This window comes from Bacteroides thetaiotaomicron VPI-5482, from assembly GCF_000011065.1.
GTDB classification, from domain to species: Bacteria; Bacteroidota; Bacteroidia; order Bacteroidales; family Bacteroidaceae; genus Bacteroides; species Bacteroides thetaiotaomicron.
In genome coordinates this window covers 2820313-2833944 of sequence record NC_004663.1, presented here as the reverse complement: position 1 = coordinate 2833944, position 13632 = coordinate 2820313, and the positions used below count along the sequence as shown (strand labels likewise).

The window sequence follows — 13632 nt, the reverse complement described above, 5'->3', positions numbered from 1 at the left end:
TTTTTTGTTATATTTGCGACCATATTTAGATTTATATAGTAGAAGTTAAAGAATGAAAGAATTTATAATATCCGAAGCCAAAGTAGAAACCGCAGTACTTGTCGGACTCATTACTCAGATGCAGGATGAGCGGAAAACGAACGAGTATCTGGATGAATTGGCTTTCCTTGCTGAGACGGCTGGGGCGGAGGTAGTGAAACGATTTACACAGAAATTGCCGACAGCCAATTCGGTTACTTATGTCGGAAAAGGAAAACTGGAAGAGATCAGACAATATATACGGACAGAAGAGGAAGAAGAACGTGAAGTGGGAATGGTTATCTTTGATGATGAACTTTCCGCGAAACAAATACGTAACATTGAAGCCGAACTGAAAGTAAAGATACTAGACCGTACTTCATTGATCCTCGATATATTTGCGATGCGTGCACAGACTGCCAATGCGAAAACGCAGGTAGAACTGGCTCAGTACAAATACATGTTACCACGTTTGCAACGACTCTGGACTCACCTGGAACGTCAGGGTGGTGGCTCCGGTAGCGGAAGCGGTAAAGGAGGTTCTGTGGGACTTCGCGGACCGGGTGAAACGCAGCTCGAAATGGACCGCCGTATTATCCTCAACCGTATGTCACTGTTGAAAGAACGTCTGGCGGAAATAGACAAACAGAAAGCCACACAGCGCAAGAACCGCGGACGTATGATCCGTGTCGCATTGGTCGGCTATACAAATGTTGGAAAGTCGACCATCATGAACTTGCTGGCAAAGAGCGAAGTGTTTGCCGAAAACAAGCTGTTCGCTACGCTCGATACAACAGTACGCAAAGTGATCATCGATAACCTGCCATTTCTTCTGTCGGACACAGTCGGATTTATCCGTAAGTTGCCCACTGACCTGGTAGACTCATTCAAATCGACTTTGGATGAGGTGCGTGAAGCCGATTTACTGGTGCATGTAGTAGATATTTCTCACCCCGGATTTGAAGAACAGATCGAAGTGGTGAACAAGACACTTGCCGACATTGGCGGCGGTGGCAAACCCATGATACTTATATTCAATAAAATAGACGCCTACACCTACGTGGAGAAGGCGCCGGACGACCTTACCCCCCGAACAAAGGAAAACTTAACACTCGAAGAACTGATGAAGACGTGGATGGCAAAGATGGAGGACAACTGCCTCTTTATTTCCGCCCGCGAACGAATCAATATAGACGAACTGAAAGATGTAGTTTATCAGCGAGTGAAAGAATTGCATGTTCAAAAGTACCCCTATAACGATTTTCTTTATCAGACTTACGAAGAGGAAGAATAATAATCAATGTACCGCTTACTGATTGGGGGAGGCGGTACATATCTATTTTTATCTATATGAAAGACTATCGTAAATTGACTGAGGACGAAGTGCTTCAGTTGAAGAGCCAGTCGTGTCTGGCTGATGATTGGGGAAATGTTTTGGTTGCCGAGGGGTTTAACTGTGAGTATGTTCACCATACCCGCTTTTCGGGTGAAGTGAAGTTAGGCGTATTTGATGCCGAATTTACACTGCCCGGAGGGATCAGAAAACATTCGGGACTCCGTCATGTAACTCTGCACAATGTGGTAGTAGGGGATAACTGCTGCATTGAAAACATTCAAAACTACATTGCTAATTATGAAATCGGAAATGATACCTTCATTGAAAATGTGGATATCATTTTGGTAGACGGGCTAAGCACCTTTGGTAATGGGGTGGAAGCGACAGTGCTCAATGAAACGGGCGGACGTGAAGTGCTGATCAATGATAAACTGTCGGCACACCAGGCGTACATACTTGCATTGTATCGTCACCGTCCGGAACTGATTAATCGCATGAAGGCGATTGCCGATTATTATTCCAACAAGCATGCTTCTGCGGTAGGTAGTATAGGTGATCATGTGATGATTCTGAACACAGGGTCTATCAAGAATGTACGGATCGGTGATTATTGCCATATCTGCGGTACTTGCCGTTTGACAAACGGTAGCGTCAACAGTAATGTGACAGCGCCAGTGCATATCGGGCATGGAGTAATATGTGATGATTTCATTATCTCTTCCGGTTCCGAAGTAGATGACGGAACGATGCTGACCCGTTGTTTTGTCGGTCAGTCTTGCAAACTGGGACATAACTATTCAGCCTCCGATTCCTTGTTTTTCAGTAACTGCCAGGGAGAGAACGGGGAGGCATGCGCCATCTTTGCGGGACCTTTCACGGTGACTCACCACAAATCGACTTTATTGATTGCCGGTATGTTCTCGTTTATGAATGCGGGATCGGGATCGAATCAGAGCAACCATATGTATAAACTGGGGCCTATCCATCAGGGAACCATGGAAAGAGGAGCCAAAACGACCTCCGACTCCTATATCTTATGGCCGGCACGTGTCGGAGCCTTTTCTCTGGTAATGGGACGCCACGTTAATCATGCCGATACCTCCAATCTTCCTTTCTCTTATCTGATCGAGCAACGGAACACGACTTATCTGGTTCCGGGAGTGAATCTGAGAAGTGTGGGTACCATTCGCGATGCTCAGAAGTGGCCGAAACGTGACAAACGGAAAGACCCGAACCGATTGGATTATATCAATTACAATCTTCTGAGTCCATACACCATTCAGAAAATGTTCAAGGGACGTTCTATTCTGAAAGAGCTTAGGCGGGTATCCGGCGAAACATCTGAAATCTATTCCTATCAGAGCGCAAAGATCAAGAACTCCTCTTTAAATAATGGTATCCGTTTTTATGAGATCGCTATTCATAAGTTTTTGGGTAACTCCATCATAAAACGCCTGGAAGGCATTAATTTCCAAAGTAACGAAGAAATACGCCAGCGTCTGAAACCGGACACGGAAATCGGTACCGGCGAATGGGTGGATATGTCCGGACTGATCGCTCCTAAGAGTGAAATAGACCGTCTGCTCGATGGCATCGAAAACGGTTCTGTCAACCGGTTGAAGTCCATCAACGCCAGCTTTGCGGAAATGCATGAGAATTATTATACGTATGAGTGGACCTGGGCTTACAACAAGATTCAGGAGTTTTACGGCTTGAATCCGGACGAAATAACGGCACAAGACATAATCCGTATCGTAAAAGCGTGGAAAGAGGCGGTAGTCGGCCTTGATAAAATGGTATATGATGATGCCCGCAAAGAGTTCTCGCTGTCTTCGATGACAGGATTCGGAGCCGACGGTTCTCACGATGAAATGAAGCAGGACTTTGAACAAGTACGTGGTGATTTTGAAAGTAACACGTTTGTGACGGCTGTCTTGAAGCATATTGAGGACAAAACTGCGCTTGGCAATGAATTGATCAAAAGAATCGGGTCCATTCAAGAGTAAAATTTAAAGCCGGCTTATTGGCTAGTTGCCTCATTAACAGTAGTTATTGTGATATAAAGTTCTCAGACCATTCTCATATCGATGAGAAAAAATTCTCACCACAATGAGAAAATTTTCTCATCGCAGTGAGAAAAAATACTCATAGGCATGAGAAAAAGTTCTCACTGCAATGAGAATAAATTCTTGTTGCGGTGGGCATAGTTCCTTTCTGCGTTATTCATTCTTAATTCTTCATTCTTCCGTTATCATTCTTTATTTTTAATTACTACCTTTGCCTCACTAACTAACATTACGTAATAAAATAAGAAATTATGGCAACACCTCCGTTTAAGTATCAACCCATGTTTGAAAAGGGAAAAGATACCACTGAGTATTATCTGCTTACAAAAGACTATGTATCGGTAAGCGAGTTTGAAGGAAATCCTATCCTGAAAATTGAGAAAGAAGGCTTGACTGCGATGGCAAATGCAGCTTTTCGTGATGTGTCATTCATGCTTCGCCGTTCGCACAATGAACAGGTTGCTAAGATTCTGAGTGATCCGGAAGCCAGCGAGAACGATAAGTACGTAGCACTGACTTTCCTGCGTAATGCGGAAGTGGCTGCCAAAGGTGTACTTCCATTCTGTCAGGATACCGGTACTGCTATTATCCACGGTGAAAAGGGACAGCAAGTGTGGACCGGCTATACCGACGAGGAAGCTCTGTCACTGGGTGTTTACAAAACATATACCGAAGAAAACCTGCGTTACTCTCAGAATGCGCCTCTGAATATGTATGATGAGGTAAATACAAAATGTAACCTGCCTGCACAGATTGACATCGAAGCTACCGAAGGGATGGAATATGAATTCCTCTGCGTAACGAAAGGTGGTGGTTCTGCCAACAAAACATATCTGTATCAGGAAACAAAAGCAATTTTGAACCCCGGTACACTGGTTCCGTTCCTGGTGGAAAAAATGAAGACTCTGGGAACTGCCGCTTGTCCTCCTTATCATATCGCTTTTGTGATCGGCGGTACTTCTGCTGAGAAGAACCTGCTGACAGTGAAACTGGCGTCTACTCACTTCTACGATAATCTGCCGACTACGGGAAATGAATTTGGCCGTGCTTTCCGTGATATCGAACTGGAAAAACAAGTACTGGAAGAAGCTCACAAGATCGGTCTGGGTGCACAATTCGGCGGTAAATATCTGGCACATGATGTTCGTATCATTCGTCTGCCTCGTCACGGTGCTTCTTGTCCGGTAGGTCTGGGCGTGTCTTGTTCTGCCGACCGTAACATCAAATGTAAAATCAATAAAGATGGTATCTGGATTGAGAAACTGGATTCAAATCCGGGTAGCCTGATTCCGGCAGAATTGCGTCAGGCCGGTGAAGGTGATGTAGTGAAGATTGATCTGAACCGTCCGATGGCTGAGATTCTGAAAGAACTGACCAAATATCCTGTATCTACTCGTCTGTCACTGAACGGTACTATCATCGTTGGCCGTGATATCGCTCACGCTAAACTGAAAGAACGTCTGGATCGTGGAGAAGATTTGCCTCAGTATATCAAGGATCATCCTATTTACTATGCTGGTCCGGCCAAGACTCCGGCTGGTATGGCTTGCGGTTCAATGGGCCCGACAACTGCCGGACGTATGGACTCGTATGTTGAGCTGTTCCAGAGCCACGGTGGCAGCATGGTTATGTTGGCGAAAGGTAACCGTAGCCAGCAGGTTACAGATGCTTGTCAGAAATATGGCGGCTTCTATCTGGGTTCTATCGGCGGACCGGCTGCAATCCTTGCTCAGAACAACATCAAGAGCATTGAGTGCGTAGAATATCCGGAACTGGGCATGGAAGCAATCTGGAAAATTGAAGTGGAAGATTTCCCGGCATTTATTCTGGTAGATGACAAAGGAAATGACTTCTTCAAACAGATTAAACCACGTTGTGCCAAATAACAAATAACAAGTAATAAGTAACAAGTAATAAGTAATGGCAAGTTATTCTTGCGGTTGATTACATAAACATTCATTTGGGATACCTGTCAGTTTTCGTATGGGTATCCCTTTTTTTATAAACTTGCTTATCTAATAATTAAAACACCATGAAACCACCTGTGATGAATTTATCCAATCAAAAGAACCAGCATATTGTCTGGCTGGATGTCGTTCGTTTTATTGCGATGTTTACAGTTGTCTGCTGTCATTGCACCGATCCGTTTAATTTTTATCCCGGCACGGCTCCGAATATCGGAGAAATAAAACTTTGGGGTGCTATCTACGGATCTGTACTGCGTCCGTGTGTGCCTCTGTTTGTGATGATTACCGGTGCATTGCTTCTGCCTGTAAGAGGTGATGCTTCTACTTTTTACAAGAAACGTATTCCCCGCGTCTTTTATCCGTTCCTGATATGGTCGGTGCTCTATAATCTGTTCCCTTGGATTACAGGCCTGTTGGGACTGAATCCTCAGATTATTCTTGATTTCTTCCCGTATGCGGGAGAGGAAGTGATGCGGCAGTCATTCTCTGTATCTTTGGAATATATTTTGATGATTCCGTTCAACTTCTCCATCTTAGCCGTGCATATGTGGTATATTTATCTGCTAATCGGGCTGTATCTGTATTTGCCGGTTTTCTCAGCTTGGGTAGAGAAGGCTTCGGAACGTGCCAAACTGATGTTCCTGCTGGCTTGGGGGGTAACTTTGCTGCTTCCTTATTATTATCAGTTTGTTTCTAATTATTTATGGGGAACCTGTTCATGGAACTCTTTTGGAATGCTGTATGCTTTTGCCGGTTTCAATGGCTATCTGTTGTTGGGACATTATCTGAAGAATCTGGAATGGAGCTTGAAAAAAACGTTGACGATTGGCATTCCGATGTTTGCAGTCGGTTATGCGGTGACATTCTTAGGTTTCAGACATATAACCGCATTGCCGGAATATACGGATGAGATGCTGGAACTCTTCTTTACGTATTGTTCTCTTAATGTTGTAATGATGACGATACCTGTGTTTATGTTGGCAAAGAAAGTGAAAGTGAACTCGGAAAGGATGAAAAAGGCATTGGCGAATCTCACTGTATGCGGATTCGGTATTTATATGATACATTATTTCTTTACAGGGCCGTCGGTCGTGCTGATGAGAGCTATTGATATGCCGATTGGTTTGCAGATACCTGTAGCCGCTATTCTTGCTTTCGCTGTTTCATGGGGATTGGTATGGCTGATCTATCGTGCGGGAAAGGTTGCTAAATATATAGTAGGATAGTCATAGAAAATAGAAATAGGTAAGAGGTTATCAAAAGTCAATAGTAACTAAACTCCTTCAGGAAGGAGGAGAGTTTAGTTACTATTGACTTTTGACATCCCCTCTTATCGCATCCTCCGGTATTATTTCCTATTTAATTCCTTTTTCCATTTCTCATATTTTGCCAGTACTTTGTTGCCGTCTTTATTGTACCAGCTATATCCGTTCCGGCGTTCATGTCCGATTTCTGAGATATCGTATTTTTTAATTCCGTCGCGGTCGGAGAAGAAAGGACGATTGGTGTCCAGTTCATAAAAACGTGCCCATAGTACGGGGCAATCCTCGCAAGGGATCATCCGATAATCTCTTTTTCCGTCACTGTTGGTGAAGTATTCTTTTTGTACTCCTTTTATTTCGGACTTCTTGAACCATTTGACGGCTGATTCTATCGATTCAATTACTTTTTCCGATGGATGGGGGAGAGACATCAGCAGAAGCACGATATTGTCAGATTCTTGTCCGCTCAATGAAGGCAACTCATATGCACGTGCCTTGCAGGGCTCCAGTGTGATGCGGTCATGCTGTGCACACCATACTGTCAGTTCCCCGTTTTGGCGAACCTGTGTCCGGAGGATACATTCTATTCCTTTGTCAAAGGCTTTACGTGCTTGCTGGCAGGTTTCATCGGGGATGAAGGTATAAGGGGACTGCTTCTCGTAGATTTCCCGTAACTGCTGCATGACTCTGACCATTGCGTTGTCATTGTATGTGATTTGGACATAGTATCCTGTAGGACGCGGATAGAACTGAGGCCATCCACCGTTGTCATATTGTGCTTTGAGCAGATATTGGATACCTTTCAGTACTCCTTCTTTGTATTTCTCTTTTTGTGTAGCTTGATAAAGACGGGCCAGATATTGGATTTCAGTTGTCGTGGCATTGTTGTCAATGGTACTTTGGTTGACGTCTTCTTTCGCATTCCTTGCTTTGGCATATTCCTGCTCAGTCAGTTCTGCCGGCATATAGATGTTTTTGGGCCAGCCTCCGGTGACTTGCTGGTATAGCAATACATTGTCTCCAATGCGTTGTGCTTCTTCTGTCCGGAAAAAGGCATCATCGAACTTGGGAGCGAGGTGTACCCATTCTTTGTAATTCTGTTGTTTCCTGTAATCTGTTGCTTGGGCTGAAATTCCAGTCTGAATGAAAAGTAACAGAAAGAAAAAGGCTGTTTGTCTCATGACTTCTATTGTTAAGTGAATGTTATGGTGCGTGCAAATGTAGAAGAAAAGGTCGGGAATGAAGGGTAATATCTGTTCTTTATGGCATAAAAATTGGGCTAATCGCTTTTATCAGATGATTAGCCCAATGAAAACAGGAGAATAAAAGTCTTATTGCTCCAGATATTTGGTGATTTTTCCGCTGATTTGCAGTAGTGATATCTCGCAAAGTTTGGTGTTGTATTCTGCCGAGAGAATACGTTCTTCGGCATCCAGCAGACTCTTTTGTGCCTCGCGTACTTCAAAACCGGAAAGGTCTCCCTGTATATAACGGTCCATGGCGATATCATGATTGTCTTTGGCGGTCACAAGATTCTGCCGTTCCAGATTCAGCAGCTGAAGATTGTTACGGTATGCTTGCCACAAGTTGCTGAGATCGGAACGAAGGGCTAACTCCAGTTCCTGTCGTTCCAGACGACGATTCTTGAAGGCAAGGGTTGCGTTGCGCTTTTCACGGCGGCGGTTGCCGTCGAAGATATTAAAACCGACAGTAACCCCGGCATTAAAGCCTAAGTTGCCTCTTCTGCTGTTTGCATTGATATCGTATTTATTAAAGGTATATCCATAGCCGGTATTCAGTTTGAGGTATGGGTAGTTGCGGGAGTTGATCTTTTTGTAATCCAGCTGTGCCAGTACAGTGTTCTGGTCGGCTTTCAGCAAAGAAGCATTGGTGGATAAGGTAGCATTCCATAAATCGTCGAACAGTAAGTCACTGTGTACGTCAATGGTAGAATCTTTGATGACGATAATCTGATTTACATTATTGTTGGCCATCAATTCATTAAGTTGGATGCGCGAGGAGTGCAGCAATTCCTGTTGCTTGATGTATTGGGCGCTGTCCGCATTGAAGTCCACTTTGGCTTGCTGATAATCCAGACCCGAGAATTTACCGACAAGATGGCTTGCTTCTGCTATACGCAGGCGTTCTTTGGAAAGTGACATCGCATAATGAAAGTTCTTCAGACGGATCTTTTGTTGGATGAAGTTGTAGTATTCCGAGGCAAGATCGGCGATGAAGTCTTCAATGGCAATGCGGGTGTTGGTTTCGCCCTGCCGTTCCAGTTCTTTTAGCTGCTTGTACGTAGTGCTGATGTTGAATCCGTCGAAGATGGTCCAGTTGAGGTTGAGGCCGACGTTAACTGTCTGGTCGTAGACTCCATTATTTTTGGTGACCTCTCCGGTGGCACGGGCTTTCGTCTCGATATTGTCCAGGTTTCCGGTATATCCGGCAGAAAAGTCCAGGGTAGGCAGATAACCCGCATTTCCGAGTGTCGCGTTATTCTTGCTGATCTGTTCTTCGTTATGGACGATGCGCAGAGAATAATTGTTTTGCAGCCCTTCTTCCAGGCAGTCTCTTAAGGAATAGATTCGCTGTGCCTTCGCAGTAGAAACTGATACGAAGACACATGCGGTAACTATATATATGATTCGTTTCATGCAAATACCTTTCTGTTTCATTCTTTTGTTATTTTGATTCGGTTAGTCGAAATATAACTGTAGATGGCCGGCACAATATACATCGTAAGCAGTGTGGAAACAACCATACCACCTACTACAGCCGTACCCATGGCGATACGCTGATTGGCGCCTTCTCCGCTGGCAAATGCCAATGGAATAAGTCCCAGTACAGTAGAAGCGCTTGTCATTAAAATCGGGCGCAGACGCTGTAATGCGGCATCTTTGATGGCACTCATCTTATCCTCGCCTGCTTCTTGTTTCTGATTGGCGAATTCCACGATCAGGATACCGTTTTTAGCCACGAGACCAATCAGCATGATAATACCGATCTGACTGAAAATATTCATTGTGATATCTCCGAAATACATGAATACCAAGGCTCCGGCAATAGCCAAAGGCACTGTTAACATGATAATTAACGGGTCCTTGAAACTTTCAAACTGTGCTGCCAGGATCAGATAAATCAGAAGGATAGCCAGTATAAAAGCAAACATCAGGCTCGAAGAACTTTCACGGTATTCCTTGGAGTCTCCGGATAATGCGGTACGGAAAGTATCGTCCAATGTTTCCTTGGCAATCTTATCCATTTCATCCAGTCCTTGTCCGATGGTCTTTCCGTCAGCCAGTCCGGCGGAAATTGTGGCTGATACAAATCGGTTGTAACGGTACAGTTTGGGAGGGGCGATACCGTTTTCCAGTTCAATCAGATTGTCCAGCTGTATCATATCTCCATTGCTGCTACGGATATAGATAGCTTTCAGATCGGCAGGCTTGTTTCGTTGCTGGCGGTTGATTTCACCTAAAATTTCATACTGCTTTCCGTTCATATAGAAATATCCCATACGCTGGCCGCTCAATCCGTATTGCAGCGTTTGGGCGATATTTTTAGTACTGACTCCCATTACGCTCGCTTTGTCACGGTTGATTCTGATACGGGCTTCCGGTTTACTGAACTTCAAGTCTACGTCTGCCATCTGGAAAACCGGATTCTCATATACTTTGGCCATGAACTGCGGTAATACCTCCTGCAGCTTTTCCAGATTGGTAGCCTGGAGTACGTATTGAACAGGCATACTTCCCCGGCGTCCGCCGAAAGAAGACTGCTGTTGTACGAACGAGCGTGCCATGGTCTTTTTCTGTACGGCCTTTGATATCTTTTCCGCAACTTCCATCTGCGTGTAGTCACGGTCTTTCATGTCTTTCAGTGTAATGCGTACGTTTCCGCTACCACTGGATACACGTGCTGTTACCGCTTCCGCATCCGGTAGAATAGAATCTACAAGCTGGTTGATATCTTCGGTATAGTCACGGATATATTCATAAGTGACACCTTCTGCACCTCGGGTGTTGATAGAGATTTGCGACCGGTCTTCAAGTGGAGCCATTTCTGCCGGAATAGCATTCCATAAGAAACCGATCAGGCAGATGGTTATAAAAGTGAACGGAAGTGCTAGCCAGCGCTTACGCAAAAAAGCAGCGAGCGAACGGCTGTACCATCGGTTCATCCCTTCAAAAAACGGTTCCGTCTTAGTGTAGAACCAGTTTTGTTTTTCACGTTTGATGAGTAACTTCGTGGCCAGCATCGGAGTGAAAGTCAGTGCCGCAAATGAAGAGATAATGACAGAACCCGAAATTACAATACTGAATTCCCGGAACAAACGTCCTGTCATACCTTGCATGAAGACAATCGGGAAGAATACTGCAACCAGTGTGATGGTCGTTGAAATAACGGCAAAGAAGATCTCTTTGGCTCCTTCTATTCCCGCTTCTTTCGGACTCATTCCTTTTTCGATACGGATATAGATGTTCTCCGTCATTACGATGGCGTCATCCACCACCAGTCCCACGGCCAGCACAATGGCAAGCATGGAAAGTACGTTAATGGAGAATCCGGCAAGATACATGACGAAGAATGCTCCAATCAGCGATACGGGAATTACGATGCACGGAACCAGCGTCACCCGCCAGTCGCGTAAGAAAAGGAAGATGATGATGATAACCAGAATAAAGGCTACATATACAGTCTCTTTTACCTCATTGATAGATGCCCGGATAAATTTGGTATTATCAAAACCATAGCTATACGTCACATCTTCCGGCAGGTCCTTCTTCATCTGTTCCATGCGTTTGTACACAGCATCGGCAATTTCGATGTGATTGGCTCCCGGCTGTGGAATAACAACAACACCTACCATGGGTACACCGTTCATTTTCATGTAACTCTTGATGTCGGCAGGACCAAGTTCTGCACGTCCGATGTCACTGAAACGGACGATACGGTTGTTATCTTCTTTTACAATAAGATTATTGAACTCATCGGCAGTATGCATTAATCCCAATGTACGGATTGTCAGTTCGGTAGTGTTTCCTTCAATACTACCCGAAGGAAGTTCGACATTCTCATTGTCTACCGCATTCTTTACATCAATCGGAGTGATGCCATATCCTGCCATCTTGACCGGATCGAGCCAAAGGCGCATGGAATAACGCTTTTCACCCCAAATAGATACACTACTTACATCAGAGATGGTCTGTAACTGCTCTTTGACAGTCAAGTCTGCAATCTCACTTAATTCAAGCAGTGAGCGTTTGTCGCTTTGGAGGGCAACCATTAAAATAGGCATCGCATCGGCATCGGCTTTTGATACAGTCGGCGGGTCACAGTCCCGGGGCAGATAACGTTGGGCACGGGAAACTTTGTCACGTACGTCATTTGCTGCAGTTTCCAGATCGACTGAAAGTTCAAATTCTACCGTAATACGGCTTTGTCCCTGCTGGCTGACGCTGGATAGAGACCGGATGCCCGGGATACCATTGATATTTTGTTCCAGTGGCTCGGTTATCTGGTTCTCAATGACGTCGGCATTGGCTCCCGGATAAGAACAACTGACAGAAATGATCGGGTTGTCCACCGATGGATATTCACGGACACCCAGATAACTGTATCCGATAAATCCAAAAAGGAGAATAATGATTGTCAGTACCGTAGCTAATACCGGACGGCGTATACTTAATTCAGATATATTCATAAGGCATGGCAGGTATTAGTCAATATTATCCAATGTAACAGGAAGTCCCAGGCGAAGTTGCAGTGTTCCTGATGTAAGAATGGTATCTCCTACTTGAAGTCCTCTTACAATTTGTACTTCAGCATCTGTACGAATGCCTGTTGTCACTTCTACAGGTTCGGCTTTTCCTGATTTATACAAGAAAACTTTATCCTTTCCCATCTCCGGTACGATAGCTTCCGTCGGAATGGCAATCGCATTCGGGATTTCTTCTTTCTTTAATTGGATACTTGTATATCGGCCGGGAAGTAAGGCGCGATTGGTATTTGGATAAAGTGCGCGTGCTGTAAATTGATGCAGGTTGGGATCAATCGTTGATTCTACAGCATATACTTTTGCGCTGAAGGCATCTAGTTTTCCTTCAATTCTAAAATTCAGGTTCGTACCTTTCTTAATCTGGCTTGCATAGCGTTCCGGTACTGAAAATTCTACTTTCAGCGGAGTAATCTTTGTCAGTTTGGCAACGATAGTTGTCGGCGAAGCGTATGAACCGACACTGATTTGCCGAAGTCCGATGATTCCGTCAAATGGAGCACGGAGCTCGGTTAGGGCAATGTTCGCTTTTACTATTTCTATATCAGCATTTAGAGTTGCCAGGTCAGTCTTTACTTGTTCATAAGCTTCTTTACTGACTGCATCTCGTTTAAGCAGAGCATCTTGTCGGAATACACGGTCCTCAGCTAACTTTAGTTGTGAAACCAACCGTTGAAGTTGTGCTTGTAGCTGGCGGTCGTTGACTTTGGCAAGAAGTTGTCCTTTTTTTACGGGAGTTCCTTCTTCGAAGTTGATCTCTATTACTTTCCCGGAAGTCTCAAAAGACAAATCAACTTCTTCATCCGGCAGAAGTACGCCGGTAGTAGTGTATTCGTCTGTTAACAGTTGAGGCTTTATTACTTTGGCGTTGACGTTCAGAATCTTTTTTCCATTCTTTTGGGTATTTTTTACCTTGTCAGCAGCAGCCAGTTCGTCGTTAGTTTTTGGTAACTGTGAGTAAATTCCCCCACCGATAATTCCGGCACCGATAAGAATAATGATGCCCCATTTAGTTTTTTTATTCATGGTTTAGTATAGTATATAGCATGTTATATAATATCTTCTGATGATTAGACGACACTTGAAAGAAAAGGTTTAATGCTGGATAAAGTAAAAGAAAGTTAATGTTGTGTCTGGCTTTAATAACAGACAAAAGGAGAATTTCGACTTTTCATCTAATTTACTTATTTAAATTAGTGAGATT

The 13632-nt window shown here is 44.2% G+C and carries 8 protein-coding genes; 4 read left to right on the top strand and 4 right to left on the bottom strand.

Annotated elements, in window-relative coordinates; genetic code table 11:
* Positions 1-52: 52 nt before the first annotated feature.
* The 4 genes from hflX to BT_RS11405 all read left to right on the top strand — a co-directional run bounded on the left by hflX (position 53) and on the right by BT_RS11405 (position 6613).
* Positions 53-1312, top strand: coding sequence for a GTPase HflX (hflX, locus tag BT_RS11420; RefSeq protein ID WP_008759581.1), 1260 nt, complete (start codon positions 53-55; stop codon positions 1310-1312).
* 56 nt (positions 1313-1368) lie between these two features.
* A complete protein-coding gene (locus tag BT_RS11415; RefSeq protein ID WP_011108193.1) occupies positions 1369-3360 on the top strand; it encodes a DUF4954 family protein in 1992 nt (663 codons plus the stop codon).
* 311 nt (positions 3361-3671) lie between these two features.
* A complete protein-coding gene (locus BT_RS11410) occupies positions 3672-5306 on the top strand; it encodes a fumarate hydratase (protein ID WP_008759583.1) in 1635 nt (544 codons plus the stop codon).
* Between the two features lie 146 nt (positions 5307-5452).
* The gene (locus tag BT_RS11405) at positions 5453-6613 is read left to right on the top strand and encodes an acyltransferase (protein ID WP_008764020.1); all 1161 of its coding nucleotides are present in this window, start codon (positions 5453-5455) and stop codon (positions 6611-6613) included.
* Between the two features lie 122 nt (positions 6614-6735).
* Here BT_RS11405 and pelA read toward each other — a convergent pair whose 3' ends face one another.
* The 4 genes from pelA to BT_RS11385 form a co-directional block, all read right to left on the bottom strand.
* On the bottom strand, positions 6736-7830 hold the full coding sequence (gene pelA, locus BT_RS11400; protein ID WP_008764019.1) for a pectate lyase: 1095 nt from the start codon (positions 7828-7830) through the stop codon (positions 6736-6738).
* Positions 7831-7980: 150 nt separating this feature from the next.
* Positions 7981-9327: a TolC family protein gene (locus tag BT_RS11395; RefSeq protein WP_008764018.1), complete on the bottom strand. Its 1347-nt coding sequence runs from the start codon at positions 9325-9327 to the stop codon at positions 7981-7983.
* The gene (locus tag BT_RS11390) at positions 9324-12356 is read right to left on the bottom strand and encodes an efflux RND transporter permease subunit (protein ID WP_008764017.1); all 3033 of its coding nucleotides are present in this window, start codon (positions 12354-12356) and stop codon (positions 9324-9326) included. The genes BT_RS11395 and BT_RS11390 overlap by 4 nt, the downstream gene beginning before the upstream one ends.
* Before the next feature lie 15 nt (positions 12357-12371).
* Complete coding sequence (locus BT_RS11385) at positions 12372-13454, bottom strand: efflux RND transporter periplasmic adaptor subunit (protein ID WP_008764016.1); 1083 nt, start codon at positions 13452-13454, stop codon at positions 12372-12374.
* Between the last annotated feature and the right edge of the window lie 178 nt (positions 13455-13632).